Source organism: Saliniramus fredricksonii (genome assembly GCF_900094735.1).
GTDB lineage: Bacteria > Pseudomonadota > Alphaproteobacteria > Rhizobiales > Beijerinckiaceae > Saliniramus > Saliniramus fredricksonii.
Window position 1 is genome coordinate 1,214,375 of the sequence record NZ_FMBM01000002.1, and the last position, 19,779, is coordinate 1,234,153.

The window sequence follows — 19,779 nt, forward strand, 5'->3', positions numbered from 1 at the left end:
CGCATAGCGCATCACAGCGAGGGGATCGCGGCATGAGTGACAGGGGCGTTCTGATCGTCGGGGGCGGGCCGGTCGGTATGACGGCGGCGGCTTATCTGGCTGATGAAGGGATTCCGGTGACGCTGATCGAGGGGCATGTGGACGTGCCGACGGATCTGCGCGCCTCGACCTTCCATCCGCCGACGCTCGACATGCTTGATCGCTTCGGTATCGCCGAGAAATGCGTCGAACAGGGGCTGATCTGCCCGCAATGGCAGTTCCGCGATCGCAGGGAAGGCGTCATCGCCACGTTCGATCTCGGGCTGCTGGCAGACGAGACGCGTCATCCCTATCGGCTGCAATGCGAGCAATGGAAGCTCGCACGCCTCCTGCGCGAGAAGCTCGAGGCCGAGGGCAAGGTCGATCTGCGCTATGGCATGCAGGCGCTGGAAGCCTCCCAGGATGATGACGGCGTGCGCCTCGTGATCGCCGACGGAGACGGGCATCGCGAGGAATTGCGCGGGCATTTCCTCGTCGGCGCCGATGGCGCGCGCTCGATCGTGCGCAAGCAGATCGGCGTGAATTTCGAGGGGATGACCATCCCCGAGATCTTCCTGACCTTCTCGACGACCTTCGATTTTGGCTCGGCCATCCCGGACCTGACCAATATCGCCTATATCAGCGATCCCGATGAATGGGTGGTGCTGCTGCGTACGCCCACGCTGTGGCGCGTTCTCTTCCCGACCGAGGATAATGAAACGCCTGAATCGATGAAGGCGCCGGAGCGCATCGAGGAGCGGCTCCAGGCGCTGCTACCGCGCGATGCGCCCTATGAGATCGTCCATAAAACCGATTACCGCGTGCATGAGCGCGTCGCGGATCGCTACCTCTCCGGGCGCATCTTCCTTGCCGGTGATGCCGCGCATCTCAACAATCCGCTCGGCGGCATGGGTATGAATGGCGGCATCCACGACGCCATGAATCTCGGCGAGAAGCTCACCGCCGTGTGGAACGGCGCGCCGCTTGAAACCATGGGACGCTACGAGCGCCAGCGCCGCAAGGTGGCGATCGAGACGGTCCAGGCGCAGGCCCTGCGCAACCGCAAGATCCTCAACGAGAAAGACCCGCAGGCGCGCTGCGCCTATCACGACGAGTTGCGCAGCACCGTGGCTGACGAAGAGGCCCATCGCGCCTTCGTGCGCCGCTCCTCGATGATCCAGTCGCTGCGTGATCTCGAAGACGTGGCCTGAACGGCGCGGACACCATATCCAGGGAGAACGACCATGGTCGACAGTCTCGGTTACCGCATGAAATTCGGGGTCATCGCCCCCTCTACCAACACCTCGGTCCAGCCGGAATTCGACGCGATGCGTCCGGTGGGCGTGACCAACCATTTCTCGCGCATCATCATCCCGGACAATCCGGTCACCAGCGACGATGATTTCAACAAGCTGATGGATGACATCCGCGCGGCACTGATGGATTCGGTCGATGCGGTGATGACCTGCCGCCCGGATTATCTCGTCATGGGGATGTCGGCAGAGACCTTCTGGGACGGGCTTGAGGGCTCGATCGAACTGGAGCGTCGCGTCGAGGAACGCGCTGGCGTGAAGGTGGCGATGGGATCGGATGCCTGCCGCGCGGCACTCAACTGCTATGACAATGTCAAGCGGCTCGGCGTGATCACGCCCTACATGCCCGTGGGCGATGTCCAGGTGCGCAAGTTCTTCACCGATTGCGGCTTCGAGGTGGTCAATCTCAAGGGACTCAAATGCAAGAGCCCGATGCAGATCGCCCATGTCCCGGAAACCGAGCTGCGTGACGCGATCAACGAGGTCGACGGCCCGGATGTCGACGCCATCGTGCAGGTCGGCACCAATCTCGCCATGGCGCGGGTGGCCGGAATCGCCGAATTCTGGCTCGGCAAGCCGGTGATCGCGATCAACACGGCGACCTATTGGTGGGCCCTGCGCCAGAACGGCATTACCGACAAGATCCAGGGGTATGGCACGCTGCTGGCAAGGCATTGACGGCAGCTGGCGACATGTGGCACGCTTCTCGCGACAGGTGACGCGAGAGGAAGCCCCCATGAGCATAGCCGTTCCAGCTGCCGAGCAGTCCGGCGCACTGGCCGGTGACAGCATTCCGATCCGGGCCTTCGCCATGCTGGGCGGGCGCAGGATCGTGGCACATGGCGTGCAGAATTCGATCGATGCGCATGACGTGATCATGCGCGGCCTGCCTTCGGCATCGCTGATACACCTGATCGCGCGTGTGCGCGTCCTTTCGCATGGCGATGCGCTCGAAAAGGCCATCGGCATGAGCATCCGTACGCTGCAAAGGCGCAGGAAGGATGCGGCGGATACGCGGTTATCTGTCGAGCAGAGCAGCCGCGCCTGGCGCTTCGCCGAAATCCTCGCCCGCGCCATCGACGTGATGGGGGCGCAGGAGGCTGCCGAGGCATGGCTCGAAGCGCAGGCGATCGGCCTCGATAACCGCCGTCCGATCGATCTTCTCTCCTCGGCGGCTGGGGCAGAAGCGGTGGAGAATTACCTCACCCGGCTCGAATACGGGGTCTATACGTGACCCCTCTGCCGGCGCCGTTGGGGCAGGGCGAAATCCGGTTGTGGCGCCTTGATCAGCATCGTCATGCCGGGAGCTGGCATTCCGGCGAGGGGGCGCATCGTGTCGGCGGGCGATGGAATTCGCGGGGTGTGCGGGTCGTCTATGCCTCGATTGATCCCGCTGTGGCGATCCTCGAAGTTGCGGTCCATAAAGGTTTCCGCGTCCTCGACACCGCACCCCACCTGCTGACTTGCGCAAGGATCACCGATCCGTCGATCATTCACGTGGTCCGACCGGAGGACATACCCAATCCCAGCTGGCTGGTGCCAACCACCCACGGGCCGGGCCAGCAGGGTTTCGGCGACCAGCTCGTCAGGGATCATCTTTTCACACTGATCCCCTCGACGGTTTCACGCTACAGCTGGAACCTGATTTTCGATCCGGGCCGCGCCTTTCATCATCTCGAGGATGTCCGGCAGGAGCGCTTCGCGCTCGACCCGCGCCTGCATGCGGGTCGCTGAGGGCTTTATCTGACTGAGGGCAGGCGTCGCCGGAACCACTTCCCCCGTCCCGATTTGACTCCCCTCAAGGCCGCGCATGCGGCAGAAAGGGGATGCGCAGTGGATGCACGCACCACAGGGGTGAAGACCGCTCAGCTCTACCGGATGGACATGCCCGATCATCGCTGTCCGTTCGGCCTCAAGAGCCTGGACCTTTTGCAGCGCAGGGGCTTTGAGGTCGAGGATCATCCACTGCGTACCCGCGAGGAAACCGATGGCTTCATGCAGCGCGAGGGCGTGAAGACGACGCCGCAGACTTATATCGACGGCGAGCGCATCGGCGGATACGAAGAGCTTCGCACGCATTTTGGCCTCGCCGTGAAGGATGAGGACGAGGTCACCTACATGCCCGTCATCGCTCTGTTTGCCGTGGCTTTCGCCATGGCCCTCGCGATCGGCTGGCGCATGGAGGGGGCGGTTGCCAGCCTGCGCACCTTCGAGATCTTCGTGGCGACGGCGATGGTGCTGCTGGGTCTTCAGAAGCTCAAGGATGTCGAGAGTTTCTCGACCATGTTCCTGAATTACGATCTGCTCGCGCGCCGCTGGGTGCCCTATGGCTACGTCTATCCCTTTGCAGAAACGCTTGCCGGCGTGCTGATGCTGGCTTCCGCGCTGATCTGGCTCGCCGGGCCGGTGGCGTTGTTCATCGGGACGGTCGGCGCGGTATCGGTGTTCAAGGCGGTCTATATCGAAAAACGTGAGTTGAAATGCGCCTGTGTCGGCGGTGACAGCAACGTGCCGCTCGGCTTCGTCTCGCTCACCGAGAATCTGATCATGATGGGGATGGGACTTTGGATGCCGTTTCGCGTCTACGTCCTGCAGGCGTGATGCGCCCTCATCCCTCCAGCGCGTCGCGGCGGATGCGCATGGTGTAGCTGAAGCGATCGGCGGGATGGTGGTTGATCGAGACGACCATGGTTGCGCCGTCGCGATCGAGATAACATCGCACCAGACGCAGCGCATAGGCGCCTTTCGGCGCATCAAGTCTGATGCGGATATCCTCCGGCATCGGCACGGCATTGGTCGTCTGGATGGCCTCGGCGACGGGGATTTCGGCGCGACGCTCGATCAGGGCGTAGAGCGGCCCGACGCAATCGCGCATCTCCGGCTCCAGCCAGGCGAAACGCATGTCGATATACACTGTCGTATGGCAGATGATCGCGTCCTGCGACCGCGTCATGCGCAGGCCCTGCACCCGCAGCCAGGTCTCGCCCGGTGCGCATCCGATCAATGCTGCGGCCGCCTCGTTCACCGCGACAGGCGCGATCTCGTCGATGGCAAAGCGGGTGTCGACGGCGTATTGAAACAGCTCCGTCAGCGAGCGCATCGAATGCGTGAAATTGCCCGGGGGTTGGCGTGCGATGACGAGCGTCCCCGAGCCCTGCCGGCGCGCCACGAATCCCGCTTCTGTGAGCCGGCGCAGCGCCTCGCGAATGGTATAGCGGCTGACGGAAAACTCTTCGCACAATTCCGCTTCGGTCGGGATCAGCGAATCGACGCCATAGACCCCCGACGCGATCCGCTCGCGCAGGATCTGCATGACCTGCATGTAGCGTGGCAGCGTTTCAGCGCTCTCGTTCATCCTGACCCGCCTGTCTCGACCTGGCACTCCGGTAAGCGTAACGGGCCGTGAATGCAAGAATTGTACAATCAGCCGGCAGGCCGCAACGTGCCGGCGCCACTGGCCTACGGCATCAGCGAACCGCCATTCACATGCAGGACCTGGCCGGTCATGTATCCGGAAGCGGGGCCGAGCAGGAAGAGCAGTGGGCCGGTCACGTCATCGGGGGCAGCGATGCGCCCGAGCGGGATTGTCTTCGCATAGCCTTCGCGGTCGAAACCGCGCCCATGCGGGTCTCGCCCCATCCCGCCTTCAAGGAACGGTGTTTCGACGGCGCTCGGCGCCACGGCATTGACGCGGATATGCGGCGCGTTCTCGATGGCGAGGACGCGGGTGAGGGCGATGACGCCGGCCTTGGCGGCGGCATAGGGTCCGTATCCAGGCGTTGCCTTGGCGGCGAGCCCGGAGGAGGTCAGCACGAGCGAGGCATCGCTCCCGCGCGCCAGTAGCGGCAGTGCGGCGCGGGCGGCGAGGAAGGTCGAATCGAGATTGCCGGTGACGACATCGTCGAAGACGGCGCGGGTCTGCGTCGCGAGCGGCGCCGGCGCCGCCGTGAACCCGGCCAGATGCACGAAGCCTTCGAGCCCGCCGGCGCGCTGCTCCAGTGTTGCGAACGCTTCCGTCAGCGCCGATTCGCTGGTCGCATCGACGGGGATGGCGGCTTCGGTTCCCTGCAGCGCAGAGGATTCAAGCGAGCGCGGCAGGTCGAGCGGGAAGACGCGGCAGCCAATCGCGTTCAGGGCAGCAACAAGGGCCTGTCCGATTCCACCGCAAGCGCCGAGCACCGCGATACGCGCCCCCGGTTGCGGACCCAGTCTCCAGGATGTCGAAGGCATATGCGAACCCCGCTCTCGAAGCGCAGGCCGCATGGCCGCGCAGAACCGGAATACGCTAGCAGATGTACATGAGAACGGGGAGATACGAGACTGCACATCACTTGTGGCGCACCCGCCCGAGGGCGGGCACCGCCCTGCGGTTCAGCCGTGATCATCCTTGCGGCGCAGACGCACGACGACATCGACACGGGCGATCTCGAACCCGGCGGGCGCTTCGGGCAGATCGACCACCGTGACGTCAGCCGCCGGCACGTCCATCAGGGCTTCGTCATCCTCGACGAAGAAATGGTGGTGCTCGGTCGGATTGGTGTCGAAATAGGTCTTCGAGCCATCCACTGCGAGCTGGCGCAGCAGGCCCGCCTCGGTGAACTGGTGCAGGGTATTGTAGACCGTGGCGAGAGACACCGGGACGCGGGCGCGCGCGGCTTCATCATAGAGGATCTCGGCCGTGATATGACGGTCGCCCTTGCCGAACAGCAGCCAGCCGAGAGAAACGCGCTGGCGCGTCGGGCGCAGGCCTACTCGGCGCAGCTTGTCGCGGAGCTCGGAAAGGGGACAGCCACTGCGCCCCGCCGGCTGCGGCGCAGTTGTAATCTGGCCCTGCGTATCCGGTTGGGTGCTTCGCTTTTCGGTCGACGCGATATGATCCATGACGCCCGCTTCTTCGCTCGAACAATCCTTACCATGTCTATAGGGTTTGCGCATCCGATCCGCAACCCGTCGCTTCGCTTATTGGGTGTATCTGCGGCGATTTCGCGGCATTGCGCACGATGGCAGCCTGCAACGCCGCGTGCCGCATTGTATACGAAAAACACGCAAAACGCTGCCGACGTGCCTTTGATGGCCGGATACACTATGTTAACAGACGCGCGTCGGCGCATATCGTCGGCATCGAGAATCGAGCCCCAGAAGGATCGGCCGGAGTCACATGGACCGTCAAAACAGTTTCACCTACGAGGAACTCCTCGCTTGCGGTCGCGGCGAGCTGTTCGGCCCCGGTAACGCGCAATTGCCGTTGCCGCCCATGCTGATGTTCGACCGGATCACCTCCGTTGGTGAGGATGGTGGCGCTTACGGCAAGGGCCATGTCCGCGCCGAACTGGATGTCCGCCCCGATCTCTGGTTCTTCCCCTGTCACTTTCAGGGTGATCCGGTGATGCCGGGCTGCCTGGGTCTCGATGCCTTGTGGCAAATGGTCGGTTTCCATCTGGGCTGGCTTGGCGCCGAGGGGCGTGGTCGCGCGCTGGGTGTCGGCGAGGTGAAGTTCGCCGATCAGGTTCTGCCCAGCGTCAAAAAAGTCGTCTACGGCGTCGATCTCAAGCGCGTCTTCCGCTCCAAGCTGGTGCTTGGCGTCGCCGACGGCTTCCTCGAGGCGGATGGCAAGCGCATCTACGAAGCCAAGGATCTGCGCGTCGGGCTGTTCAAGCCGGAAGCGGCCTGAGCATCGCTTCGCCGGGTAGCCGGCAGGGCGCGCAAGGCGGCTCTGCCACAAGAAAAGACAACGCTTGAATAACAATCCGCTTCGAGCCCGCGCAGGCTCCAATCGCGGCGGAAGGGAGTTGCACATGAGACGCGTCGTCGTCACGGGAATGGGGATCGTCTCCTCTATCGGCAATGATACGCAGGAAGTCACGGCCTCCCTGCGCGAAGGCCGCTCCGGCATCGGTTTCGCACAGGAATACGCCGATCTGAACTTCCGCTGCCATGTCCATGGCGCGCCGAAGATCGATGTCGAGGCGCTGGTCGATCGCCGCGCCATGCGCTTCCATGGCGGCGGCACGGCCTGGAACCATGTCGCCATGGACCAGGCGATCGCGCAATCCGGGCTCGAGGAGAAGGACATCTCCAACGAGCGCACCGGCATCATCATGGGCTCCGGCGGACCCTCGACACGCACCATCGTCGAGGCGGCACGCATCACCCAGGACAAGGGCCCCAAGCGCATCGGTCCCTTCGCCGTGCCCAAGGCGATGTCCTCGACCGCTGCCGCGACGCTCGCCACCTGGTTCAAGATCAAGGGCGTGAACTATTCGATCTCCTCGGCCTGCGCCACCTCGAACCATTGCATCGGCAATGCCTTCGAGACGATCCAGGCGGGGCGGCAGGACATCATCTTCGCCGGTGGCTGCGAGGATCTCGACTGGACGCTCTCCAACCTGTTCGACGCGATGGGCGCGATGTCGAGCAAGTACAACGACACGCCCGAGACCGCCTCGCGCGCCTATGACCGCTATCGCGACGGCTTCGTCATCGCCGGCGGCGCGGGCGTGCTGGTGCTCGAGGAGATGGAGCACGCCAGGGCGCGCGGCGCGCCCATCATCGCCGAGATCGTCGGCTACGGCGCCACGTCGGACGGCTACGACATGGTCGCGCCGTCGGGCGAAGGCGCGGTGCGCTGCATGCGGCAGGCGCTCTCGACGGTGAAAGCGCCGATCGATTTCGTCAATCCTCATGCCACTGCGACCCCGGTGGGCGATGCCAAGGAAATCGAGGCCCTGCGCGAGATCTTCGGCTCCGGCGAGAGATGCCCGCCGATCGCGGCGACGAAGTCGCTCACCGGGCACTCCCTCGGCGCAACCGGCGTGCAGGAGGCAATCTACTCGATTCTGATGATGCAGAACGAATTCATCAGCGCCAATGCCCATATCACCGAGCTCGATCCGGAATTCGACGACATGCCCATCTCGACCAGGCGCCGCGACAACGCGAAGATCGGCTACTTCATGTCGAATTCCTTCGGCTTCGGCGGCACCAACGCGACCATCGTGATGAAACATCCCGACGCCTGATTGGGCGCGGTTGAAGGGGAGGGCAGGCTTTTGACCGGTCTGATGAAGGGCAAGCGCGGCCTGATCATGGGCGTCGCCAACAACCATTCCATCGCCTGGGGCATCGCGAAAGCGGTGGCCGATCAGGGCGCCGAGCTCGCCTTCACCTATCAGGGGGATGCGCTCGGGCGGCGGGTGAAGCCGCTGGCCGAATCGGTGGGCTCGAATCTCGTCATCCCCTGCGATGTCGAGGATCTGGCCTCGCTCGACGGCGTGTTCGAGCAGCTCGACGCGGCCTGGAGCGAGGGTTTCGACTTCCTCGTCCATGCCATCGGCTACTCGGCCAAGGAAGAGCTGAAGGGGCGCTATATCGACGCCACCACCCGCGAGAATTTCTCGCGCACCATGGTGATCTCCTGCTTCTCCTTCACCGAGGCGGCGCAGCGCGCGGCGAAGCGCATGCGCCCGGGCGGCTCGATGCTGACGCTGACCTATGGCGGCTCGATGCGTGTCATGCCCAACTATAACGTGATGGGTATGGCCAAAGCCGCGCTCGAATCGAGCGTGCGCTACCTCGCTTCCGATCTTGGTCCGGAGAATATCCGCGTCAACGCCATTTCCGCCGGCCCGGTGCGCACGCTGGCAGGTGCCGGCATCACCGATGCGCGGCTGATGTTCGCCTATCAGAAGGCGCATGCGCCGCTGCGGCGGACGGTGACGATCGAGGATGTCGGCGGCTCCGGGCTCTATCTGCTGTCGGATCTGTCGAACGGCGTCACCGGTGAAATCCACTATGTGGATTCCGGCTACAACACCATCTCGATGCCGAGCCCCGGCTCGCTCAAGGAGCAGGAATCGGCGGGTGTGATCGACACCTGAGGCCGGCGCCTCCGGTCACGTCCTGTCGCCACCGGGCGTGCTATTCGGGGCGGGCTGATTTCCCGGTGCGCCCACGACGGCGCCGCCTGCCGCGAGGAGATCGCGGATCTCCGCGAGGAGTTTTACATCTGCCGGCAGTTCGGAGGTGGGGGCGATTACGGCCTCGGCCTTCTTCTCCTCGCGTTGCTTGAGGCGGTTGATCAGCTTCACCACGAGGAACAGCACCCAGGCGATGATCAGGAAATTCAGCGCCACGGTGATGAAGGAGCCATAGGCGATCACCGCCCCTTGTTCGCGTGCCGCGTCGAGCGTGCTCGCCGTGACCTCGCGCGAGAGCGGCAGGAAGTAGTTGTTGAAATCGAGCCCGCCGGCGAGCGCGCCGATGATTGGCATCATCATGTCGCTGACCATCGAATCGACGATTCGCGAGAAGGCGGCGCCGATGATCACGCCGATGGCGAGATCGACCACGCTGCCGCGCAGGGCGAATTTGCGGAACTCATCGATGACGGCCATGGCTCTCCTCCTGATTGCGCTGCCTTACGCATATTTCTGCGTGATCCCGCCATCGACGACAAGTTCCACGCCGGTGACATATTTGGCCTCGTCGCTGGCGAGGTAGAGGCAGGCGGTGGCGACGTCATAGGCGTCGCCCATGCGCCCCATCGGGCATTGTGCCGCGCGCGTCTGTTTGAGGCCCGCGACATCACCCTGCGTGGCGTAGGCGCTGGTGAGCCCGGCGGTAACCATTGGCGTATCCATCAGGCCGGGAAGCACCGCATTGGCGCGCACACCCTTGCCCGCATATTCGAGCGCGATGGCCCGGGTGAGGCCGAGCATGGCCGATTTTGTCGCGTAATAGGTGACATAGGGCACGCCCGTGTACCGAATCGCGGCGATTGAGGCGATATTCACCACCGCGCCGCGCCCGCGCTCCTCCATCTCCGGCAGGATATGCTTGGCGGTGAGGAAGGCGCTCTTGACGTTGATGGCAAAGACCCGGTCCCAGTCGTCAGCGTCGATCTCGGTGACGCGGTCGAGCTTGACGATGCCGACATTGTTGACGAGTACGTCGATCGCCCCGAAGCGGGCGCGGCATGCGGCGATTGCGGCTGCGACCTGGTCTTCCTGCGTGACGTCGCACGCCATGACAGCGCATTCGCCGCCATCCGCCGCGCTGACGGCGCGAATTGCCGCGCAGGCTTCCTCTGCCGCATCCGGATTGATGTCGACGCCGAAGACCTTCGCGCCCTCGCGGGCATAGAGCGCAGCGATGGCCTTGCCGTTGCCCCATCCGGGGCCGACCGAGCCGATCCCGGTCACGAAGGCGACGCGGCCCGCGAGCCGGCCTGATGGCGTGTGTGATTCGAGCAGTGTCTCGGGGTCTTTCGCAAGATTGTCGGCGGCCATTTCGTGCTCCTCCCGCATTCGTATTGACGTTGCGGAAGGGTAGAGCAGTTCCGACTTCGCCGGGAAGCGTTTTCGCGCCGGGAGGGATGCGGGAATCAGTGCTGCAGCAGCAGGATCAGAGCCATGCCGACGCTGCCTTCCGCCTTGGGTGTCGGCAGGCCCGCGCCGGACGCCATCACGCCGATACCACCGAGCAAGCCGATCATGGCGAAGCAGTAGGCGGTGGTGAGAGCGGTGGTGACGAAGCGGCGCATGAGTGATCTCCCTTGTTGGAAATCACCATGCCAAACCGCCGCTGGACCGACCCTGAGCGCGATATTCAGAGAGCGTTCAGGGTCCTTAACGGGGTTTGCCGGGGCTCTGTGGCTTCTCCGTCAGGGCTGCGCCGGCATCGCGCGCTCGACCAGCTTTGCCCAGAGCGAGACGCCGTAGGGCAGGGCCTCGTCGTCGAAGACATAGGCCGGATGATGGCAGGATTCGCTGTCGCCGTTGCCGAGGAAGATGTAGGCGCCCGGGCGGGCATTGAGCATGTAGGAGAAATCCTCGCCGCCCATCAGCGGGGCGATATCGGTCGCCACCTTGTCCGCACCGACGATCTCGGCTGCGATATCGGCGATGAACTGCGTCTTGTCCGGGTCGTTCACAGTGACCGGATAGCCGCGGTGGTAATCCACCTTCCCCTTTGCGCCATAGGCCGCGCAGACGCCATCGACGACTTCCTTGATGCGCCGCTCGCACATGTCGCGCACCTCCGGCTCGAGCGTGCGGCAGGTGCCGAGCAGGGTGGCCGTCTGCGGGATGACGTTGTAGGCGTTGCCGCCCTGCATGGAGCAGACGGAGATCACGGCGGATTTCAGCGGATCGGCATTGCGCGAGACGATGCCCTGCAGGGCGGTGATGACGTTGGCGCTGACCAGCACGGTATCCACCGTCTGGTGGGGCATGGCCGCATGGCCGCCCTTGCCTTCGATGGTGATGCTGAAGCTGTCGGCTGCGGCCATCATCGGACCGGGACGGATGGCGAAGGAGCCGACCGGATGGCCCGGCATGTTGTGCAGGCCATAGACTTCCTGAACGCCGAAGCGATCCATCATGCCGTCCTTGACCATCTCGTCACCACCGCCGCCGCCTTCCTCTGCGGGCTGGAAGATCAGCACGACGGTGCCGTCGAAATTGCGGGTCTCGGCGAGATATTTCGCCGCACCGAGCAGGATGGCGGTATGCGCGTCGTGGCCGCAGGCATGCATCTTGCCGGGTGTCTTCGAGCGATAGGGGACGTCGGCGGCTTCCTCGATCGGCAACGCATCCATATCGGCGCGGATGCCGATCACCTTGCCGGAGGTGTTGCTGCGGCCCTTGATGACACCGACGACGCCGGTACGGCCGATACCCGTGGCGATCTCGTCGACGCCGAATTCCTTCAGCTTTTCCGCGACGATTCCGGCGGTCCGGTGGACGTCGAAGAGGAGTTCGGGGTTCTCGTGAAAATCGTGGCGCCAGGCGGCGACTTCGTCGGTGAGATCCGCGACGCGGTTGATGACGGGCATTTTGGGGCTCTCTCGTGGATGGGGCCGAGCACGGAGGCGTCCGGCCGGATGGGTCGCGCGTTCGATGCGCGATCATGACTGACTGCGCCATGTGGTCAATATCCGGCCCCGCCGCTGCCCCGGCGGAATCGGTATGGGCATATCGTCACGAGAAATGCAATCAAAGGCTATTTTATATTACGTATAGTAACCCTAGAATGTGTCTAGTTCAATGTCGATAAAAATTGCACAAACTCTTTGCATGCCGATATCTTGGCCGGTTCATGCTCTCAAATTGTGCGAAATCAGCAAGAAAATGAAATGGGGGGAGTTGCCAGAGTCAGGCGCGGTGCATAATGATCCGCGAGTTCGGATAAGCGGCACAGATCGCAAAAAACCACACAGTCCGCTTTTGACTTCGGAGGACCATCAGAGATGAAAAATACTGGCAAATTGCTCGCATCAGTCGCGGTTGCGGCCATGATGAGCTTCAGCGCTCACGCCCAGGACAATACCTTCCGTTACGCCACGACGGGTGACATCCTCGGGCTCGACCCGCACATGCATAACCACGGCACAACCAATACCGTGAAGGGCATGGTCTACGGTGCGCTGGTTCACCGCAAATATGATCTGACTCTGGAGCCGGATCTTGCCGAGTCGTGGGAGACCATCGACGACGTGACCTGGGAGTTCAAGCTCCGGGAGGATGTCACCTTCCATGACGGCACGCCCTTTACGGCGGATGACGTTCTCTACAGCTTCCGCCGTATCACGCAGGAAGGCTCGGAGATGTCCGGTTTCCTCTCCAATGTCGAGACGATCGAGAAGGTCGACGATCACACGATCCGGGTCATCACCAAGGGACCGGATCCGATCCTGCTTCAGAATCTGTCGCTGTTCTTCGTCGTCAACGAAGACTTCATGGAAGCGAATGATGCCTTCGACGTCGTTGTCGGCGGGGGGTCGACCAATTTCGCCAATCTCAACGCCAATGGCACGGGTCCCTACGAAATCGTCGAATGGTCGCAGGACAATCGTCTGGTCATGGAGATCAACGAGGATTTCTGGGGCTATGACGAACTCGAGACCAATGTCGAGCGCGCCGAATTCCTCCCGATCGGCAATGATTCCACGCGCGTCGCGGCGATCCTCTCCGGCGAGATCGACATGATGTATCCGGTTCCGCTTCAGGACGTTCCGCGTCTCGAGCAGGACGAGAATATCGAGGTGCTGCAAGGGCCCGAGCTGCGGACGATCTTCCTCGGTATGGACCAGCAGCGCGACGAGTTGCTTGATATGCCGGGCTCCGGCGAAAATCCCTTCAAGGATCTTCGTGTGCGCCAGGCTTTCGCGCATGCGATTGATCTCGATGCTATCCAGCGTGTGGTGATGCGCGGCGCGTCCACGCCGACGGGTTCCATGATCGCTCCGGGTATCGTCGGTTTCGACGAGGAAATCGCCGAGCCTTACGCGTATGATCCCGAGCGTTCGATGGAACTGCTTGCGGAAGCAGGCTACCCTGACGGTTTCCCGGTCACCCTCGACTGCCCGAATGACCGCTACGTCAACGACGAGGCGATCTGCTCTGCGATCATCCCGATGCTGCGCCGAATTGGGATCGATGCCGATCTGAATGCACAGACGCTGTCGCTGCACTTCAACAAGATGGGTGCTGCCGAAGACTACAATACCAGCTTCTACATGCTGGGTTGGACGCCTGGCACCTATGATGCGCATAACGCGTTCCAGAACCTCATCAATGAGGGTGCCGTCTGGAACTCGGGACGTTATTCCAACGAGCGTGTCGATGAACTGTCCGCGCAGATTGCAGTGACCGTGGACGAGGACGAACGTAACGAGCTGATCCGCGAAGCGATGCAGATCCACAAGGACGAGGTGGGTCACCTGCCTCTGCACCAGCAGGCGCTGGCCTGGGCTGTTCGCACGGACCGTGTGGAGCATATCGAGCAGCGTCCGCACAACGACGTGGACCTGCGTTACGTCCGCCTGCGCGACTGATCCTTGCAGATGAATGGAAAACCCGGGGCCGGATTCCTGCCCCGGGTTTTCTAATCGGGAGCAGCTTCAAGTCCGATCGCTGCTATCGCGGAAGGTTTCTTGTCGGGTCCTGTCAGTGCCGTAACGCGCGCTCTGTCCTGGCTATCAAGGGTATGTCGATGCTCGACTTTATCGTTCAAAGACTCGTGCAGGCGGTTTTCGTCATGCTCGTCGTCGCCATGATCTCGTTCTCGCTGTTCCAGTTCGTCGGCGACCCCGTCAACAACATGCTCGGACCCGAAGCCTCGGCAGAACAACGTCAGGCTGCGCGGGAAAATCTCGGGCTTAACGATCCGGTTCCGCTGCAATTCGCGAAATGGGTCGGGAATGCGGTCCAGGGTGAATTCGGTCGCTCCTATCGCATGGGCCGCGACGTCAACACGCTGATCGCTGAGCGCCTTCCGGCGACTCTGGAGCTTGTCTTCGTATCCGCCATTCTCGCGGTATTCGTCGGTGTACCGATGGGTGTCTATACAGGGCTCAACCGTCATTCGGTCCTGTCGAAGATCTTTCTGACCGTCTCGCTCGTCGGCATATCGCTTCCCACATTCCTGATCGGCATCCTGCTGATCCTGATATTCGGGGTGTCGCTGGGATGGTTGCCGACTTTCGGGCGGAACGGGCTGACGACCGTTTTCGGCTGGGAGACAAGCCTCCTGTCGTTGCGTGGCTGGAGCCACATCATTCTGCCCGCTGTCACCCTGGCGCTGTTCCAGCTCACGCTGATCATGCGCCTCGTGCGCGCGGAAATGCTGGAGGTGCTGCGCACGGACTACATCAAGTTCGCGCGGGCGCGCGGACTACCGCAGCGTTCAATCAATTTCGGGCACGCGCTCAAGAACACGCTGGTTCCCGTGATCACCATCATGGGCCTTCAGATCGGTGCGCTGCTTGCATTCTCGATCATCACCGAGACCGTGTTCCAGTGGCCCGGTATGGGACTCCTGATCATTCAGGCGATCAATTTCGGAGATATTCCGATCATGTCCAGTTACCTCGTGCTCGTCGCCGTGTTCTTCGTGCTCATCAATCTGATCGTCGACATGCTCTACTACGTCGTGGATCCGCGCCTGCGGATCGAGCGTCCTGCGAGCACGAAGTAAGGGGCGTCGGTATGTCAAACACCTTCACGAAACAAGCATCCACCAGCCCGGAAGTGACGAGCCCCGACGTCGCGGCGTCGTCGCCGCGCATGTGGCAAAGGATTTACGGCAATACGAAAGACTTCTTCAACGGCGACATCTTCTACAGCTTCCGCAAATCGCCACTGACGATCGTGGCTTTCCTTGTCACGATGGCGATGTTTGTCGCCGCTGTGTTTGCACCCTGGATTGCGCCTTACGACACTTATGATCTGGGCTCGCTCAGTCTGATCGATGCCTACAAGCCGCCGGCCTGGTCGCCGGGCGGTGATCCGAACTATCTGCTCGGCACCGATGATCAGGGGCGTGATGTGCTTTCGGCGATGATCTTCGGCTTGCGGATATCGCTGCTCGTGGGTTTTTCCGGTGTCGTGCTGGCTGCGGCCTTCGGCATGATCCTGGGCCTCGTGAGCGGCTATTTCGGTGGCTGGATCGATGCCGTGATCATGCGCATCGCCGATGTCCAGTTGACCTTTCCGGCCATTCTGATCGCGTTGATGATCGACGGCGTCGCGTCGACGGTCATGAGCAGCCAGGCGCGGGCGGACTTCAAGATCTATGTGATCATTCTCGCGATCGCCGCCTCGCTCTGGGTGAATTTCGCACGCACCGTGCGCGGCTCGACGCTCGTCGAGAAGAACCGGGAATACGTTCAGGCCGCCAAGGTTATGGGCATTCATCCAATCCTCATCATGCTGCGGCACGTCCTGCCCAATGTGATGGGTCCGGTTCTCGTCATTGCGACGCTGTCGCTGGCCGTGGCCATCCTCACCGAGGCGACGCTGTCCTTCCTCGGTGTGGGCGTGCCGCCCACCAATCCTTCGCTGGGAACACTCATCCGCATCGGGAACAATTTCCTGTTTTCCGGTGAATGGTGGATGTCGATCTTCCCCGGCGTCGTCCTTGTCGTGCTCGTCCTCGCAGTGAATCTGCTGGGTGACTGGCTGCGCGATGCGCTCAATCCCAAGCTGCGCTGAGGAGGGTCTCGTGAGCACCAAGAAACCGGTTCTCGAGGTCAGGAACCTCCGGGTCGAATTCCCCAATCGTCGCGGCAATCTGGTTGCGGTCGACGATGTCTCCTTTACCGTCAATGAGGGCGAGGTGCTCGGTGTTGTCGGTGAATCCGGCGCAGGCAAGTCGATGACGGGCTCCGCCATCATCGGTCTGCTGGAGCCCCCGGGACGGATTGCCGGCGGGGAGGTGTGGCTCGATGGCGAGCGCATCGACAATCTGTCTCAGGAGGCCATGCGAAAAATCCGCGGCAAGCGGATCGGCATGGTCTTCCAGGACCCGCTGACCTCGCTCAACCCGCTTTATACGGTGGGGTGGCAGCTCATCGAAACGATCCTGACCCATCAGGATCTGACCGAGGCGCAGGCCAGAAAGCATGCCATTGATCTTCTCGGCGAGGTGGGTATCCCATCGCCGGAGAAGCGAATCGACCAGTATCCGCACCAGTTCTCCGGCGGCATGCGACAGCGTGTCGTCATCGCGCTCGCCCTGTGCGTGAATCCGCGCATGATCATCGCGGATGAGCCGACCACGGCGCTCGACGTGTCGATCCAGGCGCAGATCATCAAGCTGCTCAAGCGTCTGTGCGATGAGCATGGCGCGGCGATCATGCTGGTGACACACGATATGGGTGTTATCGCCGAGACGGCTGACCGCGTGGCGGTGATGTATGCCGGCCGGATCGCCGAGATCGGGCCGGTTCAGGATGTCATCAAGAAAGCCAAGCACCCTTACACGGAAGGGCTGATGGGCTCGATTCCGGTCGTCGGCCATGATCTTGAGCGCCTCACCCAGATCGAGGGTTCAATGCCGCGTCTGACGGAAATCCCCAGGGGCTGCGCCTTCAATCCGCGTTGCCCGCAGGTGTTTGATCGGTGCCGCGTGGAGCGACCGAATCTCATCGATGTCGATCGCTCGAGTGCCGCGTGCTGGCTGCACGCCAATGGCACAAGCAAGACCGAAGCGGCGCAATAGGCGAACAGGATAGTGACGATGCAGGTTGAAAAACCCATTTTTGAAGCCGTCGATCTCTCGAAATCATTCGACGTGTCGGCGCCCTTGCTGCGGCGGATCATCCACCGGGAGGGGCGCGCGACGCTGCATGCGGTCGATGCGATCAATTTCAGGATCCCGAGAGGCAAGACATTCAGCCTCGTCGGCGAGAGCGGCTGCGGCAAGTCCACGGTGGCGCGTCTCGTCGTCGGCCTGTACCAGCCGACCGGCGGCAAGGGCGTCTTCGACGGGCATGATATGGCCGGCAAGCGTTCGCGCAAGGAGATGGCCGGTCTGCGCCGGCGTTTCCAGATGATCTTCCAGGATCCGTTCGCCTCGCTGAACCCGCGCTGGCGCGTGCACGACATCATCGCCGAGCCGATCCGCGCCCACGGAATCTCGGATGACGAACGCGACATCACGCGCCGTGTCGCGCTCAATCTGGAGCGCGTGAAGCTCTCGGCGCGCGACGGCGAGAAATTCCCGCACGAGTTTTCCGGTGGTCAGCGTCAGCGGATCTCGATCGCGCGCGCACTCGCCTCCGAGCCGGAATTCCTCGTCTGTGACGAGCCGACATCGGCACTCGACGTCTCGGTACAGGCGCAGATTCTCAATCTCATGAAGGATCTGCAGCGTGAACTGGGGCTGTCCTATCTCTTCATCAGCCATGATCTCGCGGTGGTCTATCACATCTCGGATTATCTGGGCGTGATGTATCTCGGGCGTCTGGTCGAGGTCGGACCGGCGCGCGAGATCTTCAAGAACCCGCAGCATCCCTATACGCGCATGCTGCTCGATGCGATTCCCGATCTCGAAATGACCGGGCGCAAGCGCATTCCTGTTGGTGGTGAGGTGCCGAGCCCGATTTCGCCGCCGTCCGGCTGTCATTTCCACCCGCGCTGCCCCTTCGCCAACGCGCGCTGCAAGAGCGAGACACCGGGCGTGACGTCGCTTCCGGGCGAGATCGACGTGCGTTGTCATGCGGTCGAGGAGGGGCGGCTCGCAGCCGAGGTCGAGAAGCTCAAGATGCAGCAGAGCTCGGCGGCCTGAGAAGGTGTGTTTCCGGTGACGGCGCGCCTTTTCAAGGGCGCGCCTCACCCGACAGTATCGTCACCAGCCGGGCTGCGCGGGAATACCATCCTGGGACGGCTGGTCCGGAACTGGCCACGCGTCACGGCGACAAACGCCAACGCGATCACGATCAGCCCGGTCATCCACCACATCTGCGTGCTTGCAATTCCCGATGCTGCGAAGGTGAAGGCGCAGGTGAAGCAGGCCAGCCCGCCTGGTATCAGGACCGGCTGGCGCCGCGCCGCCGCTCTTACGGCACCGGCTAGCGCAATCGCGATCGCGACGGCACCGACGATGCCGAGCTCGTACCAGATCTCGAAGAGCAGCGAATTCGGCGCATTCCATGGTAAATCCCCGGCCATGCGCGATCGCTGCGCCGCTTCGAGCCCGTAGCCGGTGATGATCCGCAGCGGATCATTCAGGATGATCTCCCGCCAGATCGCCAGGGCATTGATGCTGCCGCCGGTCATGCCGGGGCCGAGTGGCGTCGCGATGAAGGCGAAGAGGGGGGCGGAGATGATGAGCACAGCAACGGCGGTCGCCAGGATCGCCGTCATGGCGCGGGGATAGGAGGCGGCGAGCGGCCACACGAGCGCCCCCGCGACAAAGGCGATCAGCGGTAGCCAGGTCGGCGCGAGCAATGTCATCAGCCCCACCGATGCCGCGACGACGAGCGCCTGCGCGTCGCGACCCCGAGAGTGCATCCACGCAGCCGCCGGCCACGTTGCAAGCACCGCAAGCGCCATGCCGCGCTCGAGCGCGACGGGCGCGATACCGGGAACCGCGCCGCGCGACATTGCCAGCGCGGCCAGGGCGCCCGTCACCGCAGCGGCTGCAACCCCGATCGGAAGGAGATAGAGATTGGCCGAGCGCGTCCGGTCGGGCAGGGCATAGTAACCCGCCAGACCCAGCGCGGCGGTTGCCAGCAGGCTGACGGCGCGGCTGATCGCCGGGTCGGGATAGGGTGTCCAGATCAGGCTCATGGTGATCCAGATCGCGAGCACCAGGGTCGCGAGAACGGGCGGGGAGGCTGCGAATCGCCGGTTGACCAGCGCGAAAGCACGCTGCCGGCCATCGATCAGGCTGGCGATGATGATCAGCGACACCGCGATCGGCATGAGCAGCACAACGGCACGACGCGAGACCATGGCGAAGACCGGGAGTGCCGTCAGCAGCAGCATGAATCCGATGCGCCGCAGCATGGCTGCGGCAGAGAGCACCGGATCGACTGTCTTTCGCTGGTGACGCGGCATGGATCTGCAATAGGCTCGAGCAATGGGGCGGGCCCGACAATTTGCGTGGAGCCCTCGAATCGCGATCACTCTAGCCGACTGCGCATCTGCGCGCTGTGCGGTCG

At 62.9% G+C, this 19,779-nt stretch carries 21 protein-coding genes; 13 read left to right on the forward strand and 8 right to left on the reverse strand.

Annotated features, from left to right (window positions below; translation table 11 throughout):
* The first annotated feature begins 32 nt into the window (after positions 1-32).
* From GA0071312_RS12145 to GA0071312_RS12165, 5 genes are all read left to right on the forward strand, one after another.
* A complete protein-coding gene (locus GA0071312_RS12145; protein WP_074445192.1) occupies positions 33-1,229 on the forward strand; it encodes an FAD-dependent oxidoreductase in 1,197 nt (398 codons plus the stop codon).
* Between the two features lie 33 nt (positions 1,230-1,262).
* Entirely contained in the window at positions 1,263-2,009 is a 747-nt protein-coding gene (locus GA0071312_RS12150; RefSeq protein WP_074445193.1) for a maleate cis-trans isomerase family protein, read from the forward strand.
* 64 nt (positions 2,010-2,073) lie between these two features.
* Positions 2,074-2,565: a type II RES/Xre toxin-antitoxin system antitoxin gene (gene parS, locus GA0071312_RS12155; RefSeq protein ID WP_074446139.1), complete on the forward strand. Its 492-nt coding sequence runs from the start codon at positions 2,074-2,076 to the stop codon at positions 2,563-2,565.
* Positions 2,562-3,065, forward strand: a complete 504-nt coding sequence (locus GA0071312_RS12160) for an RES family NAD+ phosphorylase (RefSeq protein WP_074445194.1) — start codon at positions 2,562-2,564, stop codon at positions 3,063-3,065. The genes parS and GA0071312_RS12160 overlap by 4 nt, the downstream gene beginning before the upstream one ends.
* A gap of 144 nt (positions 3,066-3,209) precedes the next feature.
* Positions 3,210-3,932 carry a MauE/DoxX family redox-associated membrane protein gene (locus tag GA0071312_RS12165; protein ID WP_074446140.1) on the forward strand — a complete coding sequence of 241 codons (723 nt, stop codon included), beginning with the start codon at positions 3,210-3,212 and terminating at the stop codon, positions 3,930-3,932.
* 7 nt (positions 3,933-3,939) lie between these two features.
* On the opposite strand, the gene GA0071312_RS12170 is transcribed toward GA0071312_RS12165, so the two are convergent.
* From GA0071312_RS12170 to irr, 3 genes are all read right to left on the reverse strand, one after another.
* Entirely contained in the window at positions 3,940-4,686 is a 747-nt protein-coding gene (locus GA0071312_RS12170) for a GntR family transcriptional regulator (RefSeq protein ID WP_074445195.1), read from the reverse strand.
* 104 nt (positions 4,687-4,790) lie between these two features.
* Positions 4,791-5,561 (reverse strand): SDR family NAD(P)-dependent oxidoreductase, encoded by a 771-nt coding sequence (locus GA0071312_RS12175; protein WP_074445196.1) that lies wholly within the window; start codon positions 5,559-5,561, stop codon positions 4,791-4,793.
* A 141-nt stretch (positions 5,562-5,702) separates the two neighbouring features.
* On the reverse strand, positions 5,703-6,212 hold the full coding sequence (gene irr, locus GA0071312_RS12180; RefSeq protein WP_083204546.1) for a Fur family transcriptional regulator Irr: 510 nt from the start codon (positions 6,210-6,212) through the stop codon (positions 5,703-5,705).
* 277 nt (positions 6,213-6,489) lie between these two features.
* Here irr and fabA point away from each other — a divergent pair, with 277 nt between their 5' ends.
* The 3 genes from fabA to fabI all read left to right on the forward strand — a co-directional run bounded on the left by fabA (position 6,490) and on the right by fabI (position 9,208).
* On the forward strand, positions 6,490-7,002 hold the full coding sequence (gene fabA / locus GA0071312_RS12185) for a 3-hydroxyacyl-[acyl-carrier-protein] dehydratase FabA (RefSeq protein WP_074445197.1): 513 nt from the start codon (positions 6,490-6,492) through the stop codon (positions 7,000-7,002).
* 124 nt (positions 7,003-7,126) lie between these two features.
* Positions 7,127-8,350, forward strand: coding sequence for a beta-ketoacyl-ACP synthase I (gene fabB / locus GA0071312_RS12190; RefSeq protein WP_074445198.1), 1,224 nt, complete (start codon positions 7,127-7,129; stop codon positions 8,348-8,350).
* 30 nt (positions 8,351-8,380) lie between these two features.
* A complete protein-coding gene (fabI, locus tag GA0071312_RS12195) occupies positions 8,381-9,208 on the forward strand; it encodes an enoyl-ACP reductase FabI (RefSeq protein ID WP_074445199.1) in 828 nt (275 codons plus the stop codon).
* Positions 9,209-9,223: 15 nt separating this feature from the next.
* On the opposite strand, the gene mscL is transcribed toward fabI, so the two are convergent.
* The 4 genes from mscL to GA0071312_RS12210 form a co-directional block, all read right to left on the reverse strand.
* A complete protein-coding gene (mscL, locus tag GA0071312_RS12200; protein ID WP_074445200.1) occupies positions 9,224-9,724 on the reverse strand; it encodes a large conductance mechanosensitive channel protein MscL in 501 nt (166 codons plus the stop codon).
* 24 nt (positions 9,725-9,748) lie between these two features.
* Positions 9,749-10,618, reverse strand: coding sequence for an SDR family NAD(P)-dependent oxidoreductase (locus GA0071312_RS12205; RefSeq protein WP_083204680.1), 870 nt, complete (start codon positions 10,616-10,618; stop codon positions 9,749-9,751).
* 95 nt (positions 10,619-10,713) lie between these two features.
* Positions 10,714-10,872, reverse strand: a complete 159-nt coding sequence (locus GA0071312_RS20090; RefSeq protein ID WP_165604027.1) for a hypothetical protein — start codon at positions 10,870-10,872, stop codon at positions 10,714-10,716.
* Positions 10,873-10,992: 120 nt separating this feature from the next.
* Complete coding sequence (locus tag GA0071312_RS12210) at positions 10,993-12,165, reverse strand: M20 aminoacylase family protein (RefSeq protein WP_074445201.1); 1,173 nt, start codon at positions 12,163-12,165, stop codon at positions 10,993-10,995.
* A 459-nt stretch (positions 12,166-12,624) separates the two neighbouring features.
* Between GA0071312_RS12210 and GA0071312_RS12215 the strand changes: the two genes are divergently transcribed.
* From GA0071312_RS12215 to GA0071312_RS12235, 5 genes are all read left to right on the forward strand, one after another.
* Positions 12,625-14,166, forward strand: a complete 1,542-nt coding sequence (locus GA0071312_RS12215; protein WP_083204681.1) for an ABC transporter substrate-binding protein — start codon at positions 12,625-12,627, stop codon at positions 14,164-14,166.
* Between the two features lie 158 nt (positions 14,167-14,324).
* Entirely contained in the window at positions 14,325-15,308 is a 984-nt protein-coding gene (locus GA0071312_RS12220; RefSeq protein WP_074446143.1) for an ABC transporter permease, read from the forward strand.
* A gap of 11 nt (positions 15,309-15,319) precedes the next feature.
* Entirely contained in the window at positions 15,320-16,324 is a 1,005-nt protein-coding gene (locus GA0071312_RS12225; RefSeq protein WP_083204547.1) for an ABC transporter permease, read from the forward strand.
* Positions 16,299-17,333, forward strand: coding sequence for an ABC transporter ATP-binding protein (locus GA0071312_RS12230; RefSeq protein WP_074445203.1), 1,035 nt, complete (start codon positions 16,299-16,301; stop codon positions 17,331-17,333). Before GA0071312_RS12225 ends, GA0071312_RS12230 begins: the two co-directional genes overlap by 26 nt.
* 18 nt (positions 17,334-17,351) lie before the next feature.
* Positions 17,352-18,401, forward strand: coding sequence for an ABC transporter ATP-binding protein (locus GA0071312_RS12235; protein ID WP_074445204.1), 1,050 nt, complete (start codon positions 17,352-17,354; stop codon positions 18,399-18,401).
* Positions 18,402-18,445: 44 nt separating this feature from the next.
* Here GA0071312_RS12235 and GA0071312_RS12240 read toward each other — a convergent pair whose 3' ends face one another.
* Positions 18,446-19,675, reverse strand: a complete 1,230-nt coding sequence (locus tag GA0071312_RS12240) for a hypothetical protein (protein ID WP_074445205.1) — start codon at positions 19,673-19,675, stop codon at positions 18,446-18,448.
* Between the last annotated feature and the right edge of the window lie 104 nt (positions 19,676-19,779).

Bases quoted from the DNA above. Each gene is read 5' to 3' on its own strand.
- GA0071312_RS12215 (WP_083204681.1), top strand. From the start codon at position 12,625: ATGATGAGCTTCAGCGCTCACGCCCAGGACAATACCTTCCGTTACGCC.
- GA0071312_RS12175 (WP_074445196.1), bottom strand. From the start codon at position 5,561: ATGCCTTCGACATCCTGGAGACTGGGTCCGCAACCGGGGGCGCGTATC.
- GA0071312_RS12145 (WP_074445192.1), top strand. From the start codon at position 33: ATGAGTGACAGGGGCGTTCTGATCGTCGGGGGCGGGCCGGTCGGTATG.
- GA0071312_RS12240 (WP_074445205.1), bottom strand. From the start codon at position 19,675: ATGCCGCGTCACCAGCGAAAGACAGTCGATCCGGTGCTCTCTGCCGCA.
- GA0071312_RS12230 (WP_074445203.1), top strand. From the start codon at position 16,299: ATGCGCTCAATCCCAAGCTGCGCTGAGGAGGGTCTCGTGAGCACCAAG.
- GA0071312_RS12150 (WP_074445193.1), top strand. From the start codon at position 1,263: ATGGTCGACAGTCTCGGTTACCGCATGAAATTCGGGGTCATCGCCCCC.
- irr (WP_083204546.1), bottom strand. From the start codon at position 6,212: ATGGATCATATCGCGTCGACCGAAAAGCGAAGCACCCAACCGGATACG.
- GA0071312_RS12205 (WP_083204680.1), bottom strand. From the start codon at position 10,618: ATGGCCGCCGACAATCTTGCGAAAGACCCCGAGACACTGCTCGAATCA.
- fabA (WP_074445197.1), top strand. From the start codon at position 6,490: ATGGACCGTCAAAACAGTTTCACCTACGAGGAACTCCTCGCTTGCGGT.
- GA0071312_RS12225 (WP_083204547.1), top strand. From the start codon at position 15,320: ATGTCAAACACCTTCACGAAACAAGCATCCACCAGCCCGGAAGTGACG.
- GA0071312_RS12235 (WP_074445204.1), top strand. From the start codon at position 17,352: ATGCAGGTTGAAAAACCCATTTTTGAAGCCGTCGATCTCTCGAAATCA.
- mscL (WP_074445200.1), bottom strand. From the start codon at position 9,724: ATGGCCGTCATCGATGAGTTCCGCAAATTCGCCCTGCGCGGCAGCGTG.
- GA0071312_RS20090 (WP_165604027.1), bottom strand. From the start codon at position 10,872: ATGCGCCGCTTCGTCACCACCGCTCTCACCACCGCCTACTGCTTCGCC.
- fabB (WP_074445198.1), top strand. From the start codon at position 7,127: ATGAGACGCGTCGTCGTCACGGGAATGGGGATCGTCTCCTCTATCGGC.
- GA0071312_RS12170 (WP_074445195.1), bottom strand. From the start codon at position 4,686: ATGAACGAGAGCGCTGAAACGCTGCCACGCTACATGCAGGTCATGCAG.
- GA0071312_RS12220 (WP_074446143.1), top strand. From the start codon at position 14,325: ATGCTCGACTTTATCGTTCAAAGACTCGTGCAGGCGGTTTTCGTCATG.
- GA0071312_RS12210 (WP_074445201.1), bottom strand. From the start codon at position 12,165: ATGCCCGTCATCAACCGCGTCGCGGATCTCACCGACGAAGTCGCCGCC.
- GA0071312_RS12165 (WP_074446140.1), top strand. From the start codon at position 3,210: ATGGACATGCCCGATCATCGCTGTCCGTTCGGCCTCAAGAGCCTGGAC.